We start from the raw sequence: 19,267 nt of genomic DNA, 5'->3' as shown, positions 1-19,267 counted from the left end.
GTATAATTTATTGGGTCAGGGATTTTCCATCTCTCAGTTCTTCCAGCATCTGCCTGTAAGCGACGACTTCTTCCTGGATGAGTGATGGTGTAATACGGTGAGTCCCGTAAATAATATACGGCGGCATGTACTGCATATTGCAGAGGGTTGCCGTTTGTTTGAATGGCAGCAGGAAATCCTCTACGGTATGGTGGTTCCAGCCTTCCTTGTCATAGGATGATTCCTGTCCGCCGGTAGTGATAACATTGCCAATCCGTTTGCCCCGCAATGCTGTACCGGTGCTGCCATATGCCCATCCGTGTTCCAGTACAAGGTCCTGCCATTGTTTGACAATAGCGGGTGCGCTGTACCAGTAAAAAGGATGCTGGAATAAGATAATGTCATGTTGCAGGAGCAAAGATTGTTCATGCCTGACATCTATATTGAGATCTGGATATACTTCATATAAATCGTGCAGGGTAATGCCCTGCATGCCTTTTATGGCAGGGAGTAACGCGGCCTGTACCCTGGATTTTTCAAGCGCAGGATGCGCAAATAGTATAAGAATTTTAGTCACAGTCGTTCTTAATTTTGTGTGTCTTCTGAGTATTCCTGCAACAAAAGCCTGTACTGGTTAAGGATACTTGATTTTGATACGAAGCCCACCAGTTTTTTGTCATTGATAACAGGCAGGTACCACGCATGTGTGTCATCAAAGCGGCGGATAACATTTGCTACATTATCATTCAGATAAATCACTGCTGCTGGTGGCTTCATCAGCTGTTTCACCATCGTTGTGTCATAGAGCGCAGGATTGAACATAATAGGACGGATATCATCCAGTGATATCAGCCCGTCCAGACGCCCCTCTGTGTTCACTACTCCAATGAAGTCCCGGCTACCCTGTTTTACCAGTTCTATTAAGGTACGCAGTGTAGCAGTATTATTTATCTTTTGAAACTCTGTTTCTACAAAGTCTTCTATCTTCAACAGGGATAAGATGTTTTTATCATGAGCACGGGTAAAGATCTTCCCCTCATTTACCAGGTGTTGAAGGTCCGGAGGAGTGGGAGAAAACCATTTAGCAACCAGGAATGAAATGGTGGCTACAATCATTAGCGGAATAAAGAGGTCGTAACCGGAACTGGATTCTGCAATGAGGAATATTGCGGTAAGCGGTGCATACATTACACCACTCATTACGCCAGCCATTCCTACTATCACAAGGTTGGTGAGCGGAACATGTTCAAAGCCCAGAGCCACGCATACCATGGAAAAGAAGTAACCAAGAAAACCACCTGCAAACAGAGAGGGGGCAAAGTTACCACCATTACCTCCACTATGAATAGTAAACGCAGTAGCAAACACTTTCAGCAGGCAGATGCAACCGGTGAATACCAGTACCATCCAGCTTTGTGTGGGCAGGTAACGAAAGAAACTGTTCTGTATAATATTGCTGGAATCTCCTACAGCCAGTAGTTTCACACTTGAATACCCCTCACCGAAAAAGGGTGGTAATAATACACATAGAAAAGAAACGATCAATCCCCCAAATAGTGCTTTTTTAAGGGCATGCCATTGCAGCTTTGCAAAGAAATGTTCTATACGTTGTGATACTACTACAAAGTAACGGGCATAGAGGGCGCATAACAGCCCCAGTACTATATAGAAGGGAACATTATAATAATTGAAAGGTTGTCTTGATTCAAAATGAAACAAAGCCTCTTCCTGTAAAATGATCTTAGATAACAAGCTGCCGCATACAGAGGCCAGGATGAGTGGCATAAAATCAGAGAACACTACACCGGTGAGCAGGATCTCGAAAGCGAACATCACGCCAGCTATAGGAGCGTTAAAAGCAGCGGCAATACCGGCAGTGGCGCCGGCTGCGAGTAACAGCGTGCGTTCTTTGTATCCCATCCGGTAGTTGCGTGCATAATTGGATCCAATGGCAGCACCGGTTACAGCAATAGGACTTTCCAACCCTGCGGAACCACCTAATCCTACCGTGATAGCGCTTTGCAATACCTGGGAGTACATCTTTACCTGTGGAATCAGGCTGGAGTTTTGAGCGATCTCGTATAAGATCGCCGGAATCCCTTTACGGGATTGCCCTTTAAAGAATAATAAAACTACCAGGGTAGTCAATACAATACCGAGGAAGGGGAATAAAGCGTAAAATATTATCTGTGTGCTAAAGTGGACTTTGTATGTAATAAAGTAATGGATATAGTGCACCAGCATTTTCAGCACAACACCTGCCAGTCCTGCCGCACAACCTACAATAATACCGGATAGGATCAGGAACTGATTCCTGCTCATTTTCTTATGCAACCAGTGAATAATGATCTCATAGCTTCTGGCGCGCTTCAGACTATATCTTTCAAAATCTCTCTTGAATCTGAAAAAACTGTGATATTTCTTTATTGTTTTAAAATGGCTCATTTGCTTATCCTCATAATTCAATTAATGAATAGACCTTATCATTCATATATGGACCGCCAGGATGACGTGCGGTATAATCAAGATTGATCCAGTACTCTCCTTTCATTTCGTGGTAATGGATCTCTTTTACGGGTGGCTGGGGAAATAAAGTTACGATAGCCTGCTTTATTACTTCAAAATCTTCTCTGTTGCCGCAATAAAGCTCCGGGTATGCATGACCCTGGATGAGTACTATACGGCAACGGGCTCCAATGGCCTGCAGGCAGGAGGCCATCAGGATAGAATGATCATCACAATCGCCCCCAAGCCCATTTTGAATGGTTTCCTGCGGAGTGGCAAAATACTCGTCACGACGGGTATCCGGCACATATTTGAAATTCCTGTTAATATAATGGAACAGGGCCAGGTAACGGGATACCTTGCCATATTTCGGGAAGTATTCATCAAAGTCGGTCAGGGAATGGGCTACAGAGAAATTGCGTACCAGGGAATCTTTATAGTTCACTTTATCACGGATACCCCTTACCGTTTTATCGCGGTAACTCTCCACACGATGAGGATAGAGGCTGAGGATGTCCAGCTGTTTACTGTTCTTGGCTCCCCAGTTACCCTGTACCATGCCTTTATAATCATTTAAGACATTATCGAAAGAGTAGTTGTCGGTGAAATAGTTGAAACATAATATACTACATACCAGTACAAATGCCGGAATGATAAGGGGTTTGAATATCCAGGATAATAAACGGGTAAAAAAGAAAGCGAGTAATACAGCTACAAACATGTCCACATGCAATCCCCCGGCTACAATTGGCGGTATATACCTGTTCATGTAGGGGGCCAGCGGAATGATTGTCAACAAGCTCAGGAGGTTGAGCAGAAAATGCTGTAAAGTGGTGTATTTGCTTTCATCTATGGCCATTATGGTATGCAATAACGCAAAATTATGCCAGATAAAGAAAAGACGAGATTATCGGGTTCTCTCTTTTTTTACGCCCACAATTTATTGACCTGTCTGAAAGAGGTGCTTTTATTAATAAGTATAATCTGTTGTTGTGATTGGTTTTGTGGTTTATCCAGTCGTAGTTGAGGGTATATCTTGCTAAGTAGCTGATATCCCATGAGGATGAATAATTTGAAGTCCATTTTCTGGGAAATATCTATGGCAGCTTCTGCTGTACGGATGGCCTTGTTTAATTCATTTTCATGGAAGTAAATATGTGCCTGGATTAGTTTCTGTAATACTTCGAGGTGGCGTCCGTTCAGGAAGTCGAAGGAATATTTTCTGATGAGGTATTCGGCATGTCTGACAATTTTGGACGCTGCCGCAAAATTACCCATACCCATATGCGCATAGGCTTGCCAGCAAAGAAGTGACAGACGCAGGGGATCTGTTTTCTGATATACCAGCAGCGGATAACATTCAAAAACGCGTTTGGTATAGTTGAGCATATGGGTGTAGTCATGCTTTAGCACAAATGCAAACCCCATTAGTCGTAATACCATTTCCATTGAGACGGAAGGGGGTTGGCGGGTAGTACCGTTAAGATATCGCGGGTAGTTATAGATCTTGTCTTTGATGAGTTCATTGACCAGGCCGAACTTCATGTATTCATAGATGAACAGGTAGAGTTCGTGTGGTGTAACCCAGAGGTCATCTTCCATCTGTTCATGACTCATCAGTCTTTTGATACTGTTCAATTCCTGTTCACATTGTTCTGCATCCAGTTGTAGTAAAGACATGATGAAGAGAATACTTCGGATTTTTATTTTGTCTTCAGGTAATTCGGCAAGGTCCAGCAGTGCATTGAGTACCTTCTTTTTACTGAAGTGTACAAAATTATCGTTGAGGAATCTGTGTAGAGGATGTTTTCGGAAATACCCCTGCGGGAAAATGGATTTCAGCATTACCTGTTTATCTCCTTCATGTTGATAGTACACTGCCAGATATTCCAGCAGGTACGATTTCTCCATGTTGGTGAGGGGTAGGTAAAACATGTTGTGGATACTGCCCGTCTGATCATTATTGATGGCATAGCGGAGCAGCCATTTGAAGACGCCTACCCGGTAGGAAGATGCCGGAAGTTGTTCCTGCACATGTTGCAGCATCATTGTATCCACCACCATTTTTGATTCCTGAATGAAATGCATGGCGGTGAAATATTCCAGTAGTACGTTATGCGCGAAGCGCACTTTTACATGGAACATGATTTCCTGGCTCAGGTTTTCCTCTACCAGGATATTATCTGTCAGCAGTTCTTTGTATGCGGGAAATAGGTCTGCATTTTTATTCAGCAGTAATTGTTTCTCTGTATACTGACCGGCCTTTCCAAAGTCCAGCAATAGCAGCAATTTCTCTATGATTGTTATCTTAAAGGTATTGCTCTGGGAATTGAATACCCTGCTTTGTACAAACCTGGATACCATTTCGAAGAGGCTCAGGTTCTCATCCACAAAGGTTTGTTCCGGGCCTATATTCATCTGACAGAATAGCTGCAGATAGTATGGGTAACGGAGTTTCTGAAGGAAGCTTTCACTGAAAGTGCGAACAGTAGCGGGATCCAGCCGGTGGTTATATAATACGGCCTTTACTTCCTGTTCTGTTAAACAGGGTAGATTGATATTGGTTTCTTCATCCATCTCAGGGCCAAGATACCAGTAGCGGCGGAATGCAGGATATTGTAAGGAGTGCTGGAAAATTTCCGACCAGGTATTACTACGGATAGAAAGGATCACTTTTACCCATGGGAAGCGGTCGTTTGAGTATACGAATTCTTCCAGTTTGGTATAGAGTAGTTTCATCTTATCTCCTGAGAGAGATAGTTCATCAAAGCCGTCTATGATCAGGATCAATCGTCCTCCTTTCGCGTCAAAGTGTGCTGCAAAGTATTCGCGGAAGTTTTCACCATTCCCCAGATTTAGCTGATTATCCAGCCAGGAAGCCAGTGAAAAGCCTCTGAGCAGCAGGCTACCGGCAGCATGTGCATGAATGAACCAGCAGACGTCCTGTTTGTATTTAGCTTCTTTGCTGAACCAGAAATGTTCTGCCAGGTGTACAAGTGTAATAGACTTGCCCCAGCCTGAGGGTGCGATAAATGCAGTAGCAGCATAATCACTTCCCAGGAAGCGTTCAATGTGTGAAAAGCAATGTGATCTTGGAACTGTGGATGCAAAGGGAATTCCTGAACGGTTCTTGAGAGTAAGAATCGTATAGTGTGAAACAGCTGTTGCTTTGTTCATCAGCTCTGTCCATTTGCTATCATCTATTTCAGGTGCGGAGCCTTCGGTATCAAGTTGTAATTGATGAAAGTGTCTGGACTGGAAATCATCCCAATCTTTATAACTGCAATATTGAGATAAGGTATTTAATGTATAACGTGAGAAGCTATGTACGGTCGTAGCAAAGCCGAACACTCTTTTAAGAGTGGTCTCGCTCACCAGTTTAGTGGTTTCATCCAGTATGGATTGAGAAAGGTGCTTGCAGTCTCCCGGTATGATGGAATCAGCTCCGAATTTGCGCAGTACTTCTTTCTGTAACGTTATGATAAAGTCATAGGACAGATCTATCATATGGGGACAATAATGGATTTTAAGGATTGAATGGACTTTGGTATCATTGGTAAACTTACGACGCTGTTTTCAGTTCAGATTTGCCAGACTCAAAATGAATAAAATGAACAAGACATATTTGAATGAACTGAATATAATAATCTTTGATTATTAACGTGGGCTGAATGATAATTTTCAGAGAAATGAGGAGATATTTCTATCAAATATTAATTTATAAAATTTAATTAGTACTGCTAACTAGATATTTAAGACGATTTTAAGTGTGCCAGATACTTGAATATCATATATTATCAGAAAAAAATAAGAAATTTTATATAAATCTTCCCATTTTAGGATGAAACGGAATAATAAACTCAATTATTAGCCCCCTAAAGCTCCTGCTATCAATTTCGTTGCCAATAATCAGTAATGAACAAAAAGAACTGCATTATTCATTTTTGAATAAAATGGATGGGTGTTCAACATTGAACAAAATGGCTCATCACTTTACGACTGCGTGAGCCTACATTCGTGGCTCAAACTCTAACATATATTTAACAAAAAGGATAGCAGCCTTGTGTTCTTGACTTTTACCTGTATCCGATCTGCTTCATAATCCCAAGCTTCATAACCAACCTGCCAGTGTATAGAGTATCAGTTCTCTAGAGAATGATTGTGAGAAACGAACTATTAAACATACACGCTTTATAACCCGAACCAATTGATTGCTATGCATTTTAACGCTACTCCTAAAAGCCCGTTAAGAGCTTTTATCTTTACTATTATCTCATTAATCTGGCTGGTTGGGTTACCCGTCAGGGTTACTTACGCAAAAAAGTTGCCTGCTTCCCTGCTTGTTGCCCAAAACAACAACAGTGAAGTAATAACCTGGTTAAATGAATATCTGAAAGTACATCCCAACGCACCCATACAGAGAAATGACTGGATGGCTGCAGACAGACATATTACAGCAGCCGGCCCCTTATGGAGCTATGCCGGCAGTCAGAGTGTTGTTACTTTTGGCGTTGCATGCGCCCTTTGTGCTGTAGAAAACCCTGCAAATGCTATTGACGGCAATGTGAATACTGCTGCCACATTGGTATTACCTGTAGGCGCCGTTGGCGGAGTAGGGCTGAAATTAAAATTTCCCGGCAGTTACCTTGCTGGTGATCGTATAGCTCTGGACCTGGAAATTCCCGATCAGGTATTGTCCGGGCAATTGCTTTCTGCTATATCTGTAACTACTTTTAATGCTGGTGTAGCAAACAATGATGCCATTACTCTTGATAATGGTATTGCCCGTTTTGACCTGCTGGGGTTTGGTGCCGGCAGTACGCCGAAATTCAGGGTAACGATCCCTGTTACTAAAAACTTTGATGAAGTACAGGTGAACCTTTCTGCAATCGTTGCAGGATTTGGTTCATTACTCGTGTATGAGGCTACTGCATTCATACCGGTAACTGTTAGTCCTGCAGCGCCTTCCGTTACATCAGGAGGAACGGTCACCTTTTCATCTGCTATCAGTCGCATCCCTGATGCGACTTTCCGTTGGTATACTACTGCTACAGGCGGAGCTCCCGTTTCATCTACCGGTAGTTTCACCACGCCTGCTTTAAAACGCAGTACCACTTATTATGTAGAAGCAACTTCTCCTACAGATGGTTTAACGAGTACCGTACGTACACCTGTTACTGTACAGGTGAGCGGAGGTGTAGGGCCATTGTGGATCTATGCAGATCAGCAGCAAAGTCCTATCACAGGCGGTATCGCCTGTCTGTTGTGTTATGTAGATAACCCGGGCAATGCAGTTGATGCAGATACAACAACTGCTTCCACGCTTAGATTGCCTGTAGGCGCACTCACTTCCATAGGACAATTACTCGAATTCCCCGGTGGTTACAAAGCAGGTGATAATATCGTACTGGACCTGGAAATCCCTGGTCAGACGTTATCTGTTAGTGCACTGGGTGGCATACAGGTACAAACGTTTAAAGGGGCTACCGCCAATAATGATGCTATTACACTAAGCGCTGCTAATGTACAGGTAGACCTGCTTGGATTTAGTAATGGTACTACCCGTAAGTTCCGTGTAACTATTCCTGTTACCAAAGATTTTGACAGGGCACAGGTAAGCCTTACTTCAGCCTTTGCTGCATTTGGCGCCTTAAACATATATGAAGCTGCGGCATCTATTCCGGTAAAAGTAACGCCTGCCAATCCGGCTACAACAGCTGGTGGTTCTGTATCATTAACTGCATCGATAGATGCCCGCGTGGCATCACCTGTTTTCAAATGGTATACAGATGCGCAGGGGGGGACACCAATAGTGACCAGTGGTACTTTTGCAACGCCACCACTGAACCGTACGACAACCTATTACGTAGAAGCATATGCTGCCGGGGATAACCTGAGCAGCTATACACGTACACCGGTTACTGTTAAAGTAGCAGGAGGACCAGGTACTATCTGGAGTTTTGGACAGGATCAGGAAAGTCCCATTACCAGTGGTTTAGCATGTTTGGGTTGCCTGGTGAGTAATCCTTTACTTGCTGCGGATGGTGACACTACCACAGCAGCTACATTAACTGTTCCACTGGGAGTAGCTGGTACTGTGGGGCAACTGGTGAAGTTACCCGGAGTATACCAGGCAGGCGACAGTATTGTACTGTTCCTGGATTCTCCTTCACAGGACCTTGCTGCCGTACTATTACCCAAAGTAAAAGTGACTACTTACAATAATAGCATTGCAGGTCCTGCTGTATCAAACAATGATGCTGTAACACTAAGCAGTGCTCCTGTAAATATAAAGTTTCTCGGCGCTGGCTTAAATAACGCTGGTAAGTATAGAGTAACGATCCCAGCTACCAAAACATTTGATGGTGTACAGGTTGATTTCGGAGGATTAGTAGGTGTAGCGGGCACCCTTAACTTATATGAAGTGGCTGCCATGATCCCTGTAAAGGTATTGCCAGATCCGGCTAAGACAGCTTACAGCACCAGTATTACATTAACGCCTTCTATAAGAATCACTAATCCCACATTTCACTGGTATACTACCCCGACCGGTGGTACACCTGTTTTCAGCGGCAGCGGTGCTTTCACAACACCGGCACTGATCCGTAATACCAATTATTATGTGGAAGCAGAGGACCCTGCCGGTACGGTAAGTCTTTTGCGTACAGTTGTTCCTGTTACTATAGGTGGTGGTAATGGTCCTTTATGGACATATGGAACAGCTCAACAATCTCCTATCACCGGTGGACTTGCCTGCGCATTGTGTGTTGTAAAGAACCCGCAGTTTGCGGTGGATGGAGATACCAGCAGCGCTTCCCTTTTGTCGCTTCCTTTGGGAGTTGCTACTACATTAGGACAAAAAATAAATTTCCCCGGTGTATATCACAGTGGAGATAGTATCATATTCATTCTGGGAACCAAAGGGAATCCGATTTTAGACGCCTCCTTATTAGGTGCTATCAAGGTTACTACTTCCCTGAATAATGTAAGTAACAATGATGCGCAATTGCTGAATAACCCGTTACTGACCTTCCAGTTATTAAGTCTGGATAGTATCAGCAAATTCCGCATCGCGGTTCCGGTAACAAAAACATTTGATGCTGCACAGATAGATCTCAGCAGCTTGTTGGCGGCGAATAATTCACTATATGTGTTTGAAGCAGCCGCTATGATACCTGTAATGGTTACTCCTTCTTCTGCGAGTATTACAGCGGGTCAGACGGCTAGTTTCGCAGCTACTCTTCCCAGCATACCGGGAGCAGTATTTAACTGGTATGAAACAAAAACAGGTGGCGCTCCGGTGCATACCGGCAGCAACTTTACTACGCCGCCATTATACCAGGATAAAACTTATTATGTAGAAGCGCTTTCTCCTACTGATGGACTGATCAGCTTTGAACGCACAGGTGTATCGGTGAGTGTAAATAATCTCAGTGGTAATGGTGCATTGTCTTGCAGTGGAGTGAAAACGCAGAATAATGGTGTTACAGGCATTTGTTTACTCTGCGGAGTAACCAATGCTGCTAATGCAATAGATGACCTGCCATTAACAGCATCCTCGCTTAATAGTACAGTTGGCCTTGCCTCAACAGTATACCAGGACCTGATATTTGCCAAAGCAGGAAAGGCAGGTGATACTATACGCCTGGGACTGGGCACTACTACAGGATTGCTGGAACTCACCCTATTGGGAGGTATCAGTGTTGGTTTAGGTAATGGCGCCCGTCCTGCAGATGCAGATATGACCGCGCTGAACCCACAGTTTCTGGGGATCCGTTTACTGAGTGGTGTACAGCAAAGTGCTTATGCTTTTGTTGCCACCAAAGCATTTGACAGGGTAGAGATTCGTGTAAACGCACTGTTAACAGCTTTAAACACATTGAATGTTTATTATGCACAAATAGTTACTCCCATAGCACAGGTAAGTGCAGGTACTGTCTTCGCATGTAGCGGTACATCTGCCACCTTGAGTGCTGTTGGCCCCAATGGCTATAACTACCGGTGGTACTCCAGTTATACTGGTGGTACCCCGGTTGGGTATGGTGCCACATTTACCACTCCGGTTGTTACGAAAGACACTATTTATTTTGTAGAAACAAGGGGTACTGACAGCTGCGGAAGTGAAACACGCACACCTGTACAGGTGAAAGTGGGATTACCAAGTGTGAATGTAACACCGTCTTCAGCATCTGTAGCACAAAGCGCTACACCTACTTTCAATGTTGTATCTCCGAATGCGGCTTATAAATATAACTGGTATACTGTACCAACAGGTGGAACACCGGTATTTGTGGGTTCACAGTTTACTACTCCGCCGGTAACAGCAAATATCACTTATTATGTAGAGGCGGTGAATGCCAGCAACGCCAGTTGTAAGAGCTTACGTACTCCTGTTTCCATTACGCTGAATGGCGATGGCGGACCTACGACTCCTGTAAGTGATATTGATTGCGGCGGCGCTACCAGTCAGCAAACGACTACCAGCGGTATCTGTATCGGCTGTTATGTAGCTAAGCAGGATTCTGCGGTGGATAACAGTACACAAACAGCATCTGTGATGTATACCGTTCTGGGTGTAGGCTCTTATGTACAGCAATCCCTCATATTCTCTGCTACGGGAGTAAAGGGTGATAGCGTACGTATCAAGCTGGGTTTCCAGGTTGGACTGATAGACCTGAGTGTGTTATCCGGTATCCAGGTATCTTCTTCCAATGCAGGCACTGCTAATAATGATGGAGTAACGTTAGCGCCTGAACTGGCTAACGTGAAACTGATAAATGGTAACCGTGACCTGTTCTTCACCTTTGCACCTTCTGCAAGCTTCGACAGGGTGAACATTCGTCTGAATGGATTAGCGACTGCATTAACAGCGCTCAAAGTATATTCTGCACAAATATTCGCTGGTACTCCAACGGTAGAAAAAGATACCGTTTACATGTGTCTGGGTGGATCTGCTGCAATGAAAGCTACTGGTCCGGGTACCTCCTTCCGCTGGTATAACCAGCCAACAGGTGGTAGTGTGCTGGCAACAGGAGCTACTTATACCGTAAGTCCTACGACGAATGCGATCTATTATGTAGAAGCTCTTTCCAGCAGTGGTTGTATAAATCCTGTGCGTAAAGCAGTATATGTAATAGTAGGTTTACCTCAGCCATTAGTATCGCCTGCTGTACAAACTATCAACTCCGGACAAACAGCTACTTTCACAGTAACCAATCCTAACCCTGCATACCAGTACAACTGGTACAATTTACCTGCGGGAGGAACTGTACTGAAAGCTAACTCCACTACTTATACAACACCAGCACTTACAGCTGCCGCAGTTTATTATGTAGAGGTAAAAGACCCTGCGAATAACTGTACCAGCGCAACCCGTACAATGGTAAGGGTAGATATAAATCTTCCTACAGAACCCACACCGTGTAGTTATGCTACACTGCAGCAAAGCCCTATTATTGCAGGGATTTGCCTGTTATGCGGTGTATCTGATGGAGGACTGGCTGTAGATCAGAATGCGAACTCTGCTTCTACTATCACTTCTACTGTCGGTGCGTTAGGTTATGTAGGACAGTTATTACAATATGCACATACTTATCCTGCGGGAGATAGCGTCACCCTCGACCTGGAAGTTCCTGGCCAGTTAGTGAATGCGACCCTTCTGGGAGGAATCAGGATAGAAACATATAACAATAGTACCGCGAACGGGGATGTCAGATTCCTGAATAATGGACTGATACGTTTATCACTGTTAAATGCTGGTAACAGGTTCCGTGTAACAATACCTACCACCAAAACCTTTAATGGTGTACTGGTAAGTATTAACGGGGTGCTGACAGCACTCTCCAGTGTGAAAGTATACTTCGCTGCGGTGACTATACCAAGAGCAACAGTTGCCGTAACCAATGTAAATACATGCAGTGGTAATACGGCTACTTTAACGGCTACCTCTCCTAATGCAGCAGACATTGCCTGGTATACAGATGCTGTGGGTGGAACTGCTGTAGGAACAGGCGGGCAGTTTATTACTCCGGTATTAACTTCTTCTGTTACTTATTATGTGGAAGCCAGCCGCTTCGGTTGTGCTAATCCTACAAGAGTACCGGTAACGGTAAATGTGGGTACTACTCCGGTTGCGCCTACGGCTGCTTCAAGAAGTATTTGTACCGGCAGTCAGATAACGTTGCTGGCAACAGCGCCTGCGGGTGTTACCTTCCGCTGGTATACAGCGGCTACCGGTGGTACACTGCTGGCATCTACAGCGGCTTACACAACCAATGCATTAACTGCGGATACTGCCTTCTATGTAGAGTCTGACAACAACGGTTGTAAGAGCGTAACAAGAACGCGTGTGAAAGTTACCGTGAGCGCTGCACCAACCGGACTTACAGTTACTCCATTGGGTACATCTGTAAGCAGTGGTCAGGGTGCTCTCTTCACTGCAAGTGCAACAGGCACAAACCTCCGTTACGTATGGTATAATGCTGCAGGCGATTCTATCTTTAATGCGGCCGTATTTAATACAGGGCCATTGATCACCACTACTACTTATTCTGTAGAAGCGGTGAATGCCAGCGGTTGCAGAAGCAGCGCAAGGGTATTTGTAACGGCCACGGTTATACCTGGTGGTAATGATATCCCATGTGATGCTGCCACTTCTGAAACTAATACCGCAAATGGTATATGTTTAGGCTGTTTTGTAGAGAACCCTGCACTGGCAGTTGATAACAGTACATCTACCAGCTCTACGCTGCGTGTGGTACTTGGCTTACTGGGTGGATATGTACAACAGACACTGATCTTCCCACAGGTCAGCGAACTGAATGACAGTACTCAGATCCGTTTATCTTTTGATGCAGCCCTGGTGGGAGTTCAGTTGTTGTCTACTATACAGATAGGGTCTTACAACGGAGCTACTTCCAATAATGATTTTGTTGCGCTGAATAGTCCGGAGATAAAGGTGATTTTACTAAGCGGTAATCAGCAGGCAATGGTAGGCTTTAAACCAAAGGGAGTCTTCGACAGGATCGTAGTACGTCTTAACTCCGGTCTGGCTGCCGCCATTAGTTCCGTAAATATAAATTACGCCAGCCGCCTTGTAGGTTTGCCGGTAGTGAAAGGCGATACGGTATGTTCCGGTGGCCGCGCTACACTTACCGCAAGTGGGCCGTCTAATGTTACCTTCCGCTGGTACACTACTGCCACAGGTGGAACATCCATCTTTACAGGTAATAGTTACCAGACACCGGCACTTATAGCGAATACTACCTTCTATGTAGAGGCGCTGAAAACAAGCCTTACCTGTCCTAATCCTACAAGAGTACCGGTAATAGCTGTGGTAGATCCTGCTCCGGATGCTCCGGCACTTGACACTACAGCATTGACGATCTGCAGTGGCAGCACGGCGACCTTTAATGTGAAAGCAGATACCGGTGCAGTATATCGTTGGTATACCACACTCACAGGTGGTACTGCGATTTTTACAGGCGCTTCATTTACCACACCGTCATTAACCGCTACTACAGTATATTATGTAGAGGCTTCCAATAATTCCGGCTGTAGCAATACTACCCGTACAAAAGTAACGGCGAACGTAATCACTCAGCCGCCTGTACCGGTGATCACACCTGCAGGTACCAGCATCTGCGCAGGCAACAGTACACAGCTGGTGGCAACATCTGCTACTTCTGGTCTGACATTCCGTTGGTACACAGTAGCAACAGGTGGCACAGCTGTATTTACAGGGGCTACTTTCAATACACCGGTATTGAACACCACCACTACTTATTATGTGGAAACTGTAACGGGTACCTGTACCAGCAGTAGCAGAGCGCAGGTAACTGTAACCGTGAATGAAGTACCTGCTGCTCCTACAGTAACAACTGTACCAGTAAATGGTCAGGTGGTTTCCGGACAGAGCGCTACATTAACTGCTTCGTCTGTTACTCCAGGGGTAACCTACAACTGGTATACGACAGCAACAGGAGGCAGCCCGGTATTCACCGGCGCTGTATTCCAGACACCTGCTTTAACCAGCAGTATTACTTACTATGCAGAAGCGGTTTCTCCAACAGGTGGTTGTCCAAGCACACGTACAGCAGTTGCCTTAACAGTAACAATAGTACCGAATACGGATTGTGACTTTGCAAACGCACAAGCCAGCAGTACTACCGCTATCTGTTTACTCTGCACAATAGAAAATCCGACCAATACAATAGATGCGAATACGGATAACTTCTCTACTCTTACTATACCGTTAAGCGCAGGCAACGGAAGTGTTCAGCAAATGCTGATCTTCCCGCAGGTAACTACTGCAGGCGACAGTGTAAGGATAGTAATGGAATTACCTGCACAGGTACTTGAAGCCAGTCTGCTTGGTGCAATAGAAGTATCCAGCTTTAACGGTGCTACCGCCAATAACGATGCGATACTGCTGAACAACACTGGCGCCTTAAGTTTAAAAATACTTTCCGGTGGCTCTAAGTTCACGGTAGCATTCGTTCCTGGCGCCGCATACGACCGTGTGCAGGTTCGCCTGAGAGGTGGTATCATCTCCGCACTGGTGAAACTGAATATTTATTACGCATCAAGACAGGTATCTCCACCAGTAGTAGCGGTAAGGAATGTAAGTATATGCAGTGGTACTTCCGCTGTATTGAATGCAACCGCCAGTTCTGTTGCGAACCTGGAATGGTATGATGCTCCGGTAGGTGGTACCAAGGTGGCTGATGGAGCTACTTTCACCACACCAATATTAACAGCAACGAAGACTTATTATGTACAGAGTGTTCGCGGTAGTAATAATTGCGCCAATGCGAACCGTGTATCTGTTACTGTTAGTGTAGTGCCTTCACTGGTAGTTCCAACAGTAAACAATGCAACGATCTGTTCCGGCAATCAGGCTACTTTAACAGCCACCGTTGCTGCACAGAATATACAGATCAGATGGTACAGCGCACCAACAGGTGGTACACTGCTGTTTACCGGTCCTACTTATATTACAAATGCGTTGACCGCAGATACTGCGTTCTACGTAGAAACCAGCAATGGTACATGTTCGCTGGGTACCAGGGTAAGGGCAACCGTTACCGTTGGATCAGGTGCACCAACACCAACGCTGGAATCGAATAATGTGAACATCTGTGAAGGTACTGCTGCTACATTCAGGGTAACTTCAAATACAACAGGTATCACTTATAAATGGTACACAACACTTACCGGAGGAACCGCTGTATTTACAGGTCCCGTATTTGTTACACCATTGCTCTCCGCTACTACTGTTTACTATGTGGAATCATCTAACACTGCTTCACAATGTAATGCAGCAACAGCAAGGGTACAGGTAACAGCGAATGTATCGTTGAACCCAGTGGCTCCGGTAGTGGTAAGTAACAGTGTACAGGTATGTATGGGACAGAATGCGGTACTTTCAGTACAAAGTCCGCAGGCAGGATTGACCTACCAATGGTATACTGCGCTTACGGGTGGCACACTGGCCGCTTCAGGAGCAACCATCACCGTGCAGAATGTTACCGGAAATGTTGATTACTACGTACAGGCTGTAAACAGCAATGGTTGCGCTAATGCAGGTAGTCGTGTGAAAGTAAGTGTGATTGCTGTTGCGTCTCCAGGTACACCGGCTGTAACTGCAGTTTCAGTAAATGTCTGCCAGGGTAATACAGCTGTACTTTCCGTACAGAACCCGGATGCTACACTCACTTATCGCTGGTATAGTACAGCAACAGGTGGTACCTCATTAGGTAGTGGCAGCAGCTTTACAACACCGGTAATAAATGCAGATACAGATTTCTATGTAGAGGCCAGCAATGGAAACTGCAGCAGTGCAGTAAGAGCAAGAGTAAGTGTGTTGGTAACAACACCAGCTCCTGTACCAACACTGGAATCAAATAATGTAGGTATCTGTACCGGAGGTAATGCTGTATTCAGAATTACATCTGCAACAGCAGGTATCACTTACAACTGGTATACAGTAGCTACTGGCGGTGTCCCTGTATTCAGCGGACCAGAATTTACTACTCCGTCATTAACAACAACTACTGTCTACTATGTAGAAGCAGTAAATACACTTTCACAATGTGGCAGCACCAGTGCGAGAGTACAGGTAACAGCGAGTGTATCGCCGAACCCGGTAGCTCCGGTAGTGGTAAGTAACAGCGTACAGGTATGTATGGGACAGAATGCTGTACTTTCAGTACAAAGTCCGCAGGCAGGATTAACCTACCAATGGTATACTGCACTTACCGGTGGTACACTGGCCGGTTCAGGAGCAACCTTCACGGTGCAGAATGTTACTGCAGATGTTGACTACTACGTACAGGCTGTAAACAGCAATGGTTGCGCTAATGCAGGTGGTCGTGTGAAAGTAAGTGTGATTGCCGCAGTGTCACCAGGTACACCGGCAGTAACTGCAGCTTCAGTAAATGTCTGCCAGGGTAACACAGCTGTACTTTCCGTACAGAACCCGGATGCTACACTTACTTATCGCTGGTATAGTACAGCAACAGGTGGTACCTCATTAGGTAGCGGCAGCAGCTTTACAACACCGGTAATAAACGCAGATACAGATTTCTATGTAGAGGCCAGTAATGGAAACTGCAGCAGTGCAGTAAGGGCAAAAGTAAGTGTGCTGATAGCAACAGCTGCTCCTGTTCCAACCCTGGAATCAAATAATGTAAGCACCTGTACCGGTGGCAGTGCCGTACTGAAAGTAACATCCAGTACTACGGATATTATATACAACTGGTACACAACAGCGACTGGAGGAACACCTGTATTTACAGGTCCTGAATTCACAACGCCGTTATTAACTACCACTACTATTTACTATGTAGAAGCAGTAAATACACTTTCACAATGTGGCAGCACAAGTGCAAGGGCCAGCGCTACCGTAACAGTTGGACAATCACCTGATGTTCCAACATTGGTAGCAAACAGTGTGAGGGTATGTGCAGGTAAAGATGTAACGCTTGCGATACAAAATCCACAGGCAGGTATTACTTACCAGTGGTTCGATGCGGCAACAGGCGGTACACTGGTATTCAGCGGTACTACATTTAATGTAACGGCAGTTACTGCTGATGTGACTTATTATGTACAGGCAGCAAGTGGAACTACCTGCGTAAGTGCGTCCCGCGCTACTGCTAGTATCCTGGTAGATGCAGCGGCACCAACACCGGAAGTTGTTTCCACTAACCAGGTAACATGTGTAGGTGGTACTGCAACACTGAATGTATTAAATCCGGATGCAAGTCTTACCTATCGCTGGTATGATGCACCAGCCGGTGGTAACCTGTTATCTACAGGTGCAGAATACACAACGGGTCCGTTGAGCGTAAATACTACGTTCTATGTGGAAGCGCTTAACAGTACCGGTTGTAGCAGTCAGGCCCGGAAAGGAGTAACTGTAACGATCGTGAATTCAATAGATGCACCGCTGGCCCCTGGTACGACTGTTTGTTCCGGCAACTCTGCCGTGCTTTCAGTAACCAGTCCGCAGGCAGGGATTTCTTACAAATGGTATACAACAGCAACAGGTGGAACAGCCGTATTCACAGGTGCAAACTTTACAACAGCTGCGCTGACAGCAGATGTCACTTACTATGTAGAAGCAGCCACCGGCGGTTGTGTGAGCCAGAGCCGCACTATTGTGCAGGTAATGGTCAATAGCACACCAGCAGCACCTGTTGTGGCGAATGCATCAGTAATAGCTTGTCTGGGTGGATCTGCTAACCTGAGTGTACAGAATCCGGATGCAACATTGACTTACCGCTGGTATGATTCTCCAACAGGTGGTACATTGGTAGCTACCGGGGCATCCTTCACAACTGGCGCTCTCAGTACAAACCAGATGTATTATGTGGAAGCGCTGAATACTACAGGTTGTTCAAGCATTACACGTACAGCTGTAAGTGTAACCATAGGATCTCCATCCAATGATGCAACAGTAACCGGCAATGAAGCGGGTGTATGTCCTGGCGAATCAGCTACGCTTACCGCCACTTCTACTACTGCAGGTGCAAACTTCCGCTGGTATACAGATGCAATAGGAGGCACGGCCATATTTACCGGCTCAACATTCACAACACCGGCGCTGACTGCAAGCACTACTTATTATGTAGAAGTATTTGCAACAGGTGGTTGTACCAGTACCAACAGAATTGCGGTACAGGTGAATGTTCTGGAAGTACTGGCTACACCGGTAGTAACGGTGGATTCTACCACAGTTAATTCTGTAACGTTCTCATGGGCACCGGTAACAGGAGCAACGGCTTACGAAGTAACGCTGGACGATGGTGTCACTTATTCTGCACCAAGTTCAGGCAGCAATGGAACTTCTCATACGATAGCAGGACTTTCTCCGGACCAGTCTGTCACTATCAGGGTAAGAGCGTTAGGCGGTAGTACCTGTGAAACCAGTGCATTATCTGTTGCAGTCACCGGCAAGGCGAAGAATCCTCAGGGTAACAAAATATTTGTACCTAATGTATTCACGCCAAATGGAGATGGGGTCAATGATATACACTACATCTATGGTAATACCATCGCTGAGGTTGTGATCAGGTACTACAACCAGTTCGGTCAGCTGATATACGAAAGCAAGGATCAGCGTAAAGGATGGGATGGTAAAGTGAGTGGAACTTTGCAACCGGTAGGTGTATATATCTATGTATTACGTGCTAAGCTCCAGGATGGTTCCATTGTAAATATGAAGGGCACGATAACAATTGTCCGTTAATAAAAATACTATAACAAGGGCCGGGATAGT

The 19,267-nt window shown here is 45.2% G+C and carries 5 protein-coding genes; 1 reads left to right on the top strand and 4 read right to left on the bottom strand.

What is annotated here, in order from left to right:
* Positions 1–7: 7 nt before the first annotated feature.
* From BMW86_RS09795 to BMW86_RS09780, 4 genes are read right to left on the bottom strand one after another with little or no spacing between them, the layout of a single operon-like run.
* Complete coding sequence (locus BMW86_RS09795) at positions 8–556, bottom strand: glutathione-regulated potassium-efflux system oxidoreductase KefF (RefSeq protein ID WP_089781317.1); 549 nt, start codon at positions 554–556, stop codon at positions 8–10.
* An 8-nt stretch (positions 557–564) separates the two neighbouring features.
* On the bottom strand, positions 565–2,424 hold the full coding sequence (locus tag BMW86_RS09790) for a chloride channel protein (protein ID WP_089781316.1): 1,860 nt from the start codon (positions 2,422–2,424) through the stop codon (positions 565–567).
* Positions 2,425–2,434: 10 nt separating this feature from the next.
* Positions 2,435–3,355, bottom strand: a complete 921-nt coding sequence (locus BMW86_RS09785; RefSeq protein WP_255372894.1) for a transglutaminase-like domain-containing protein — start codon at positions 3,353–3,355, stop codon at positions 2,435–2,437.
* Positions 3,356–3,411: 56 nt separating this feature from the next.
* Positions 3,412–5,991, bottom strand: coding sequence for an NACHT domain-containing protein (locus tag BMW86_RS09780; protein WP_089781312.1), 2,580 nt, complete (start codon positions 5,989–5,991; stop codon positions 3,412–3,414).
* Positions 5,992–6,700: 709 nt separating this feature from the next.
* Here BMW86_RS09780 and BMW86_RS09775 point away from each other — a divergent pair.
* A complete protein-coding gene (locus tag BMW86_RS09775; protein WP_089781310.1) occupies positions 6,701–19,237 on the top strand; it encodes an Ig-like domain-containing protein in 12,537 nt (4,178 codons plus the stop codon).
* Positions 19,238–19,267 lie beyond the last annotated feature (30 nt).

The organism is Chitinophaga sp. YR573 (assembly GCF_900110995.1).
Classification (GTDB): domain Bacteria; phylum Bacteroidota; class Bacteroidia; order Chitinophagales; family Chitinophagaceae; genus Chitinophaga.
The sequence above is the reverse complement of the archived record's forward strand: the minus strand, read 5'-3'. Positions and strand labels throughout refer to the sequence as shown.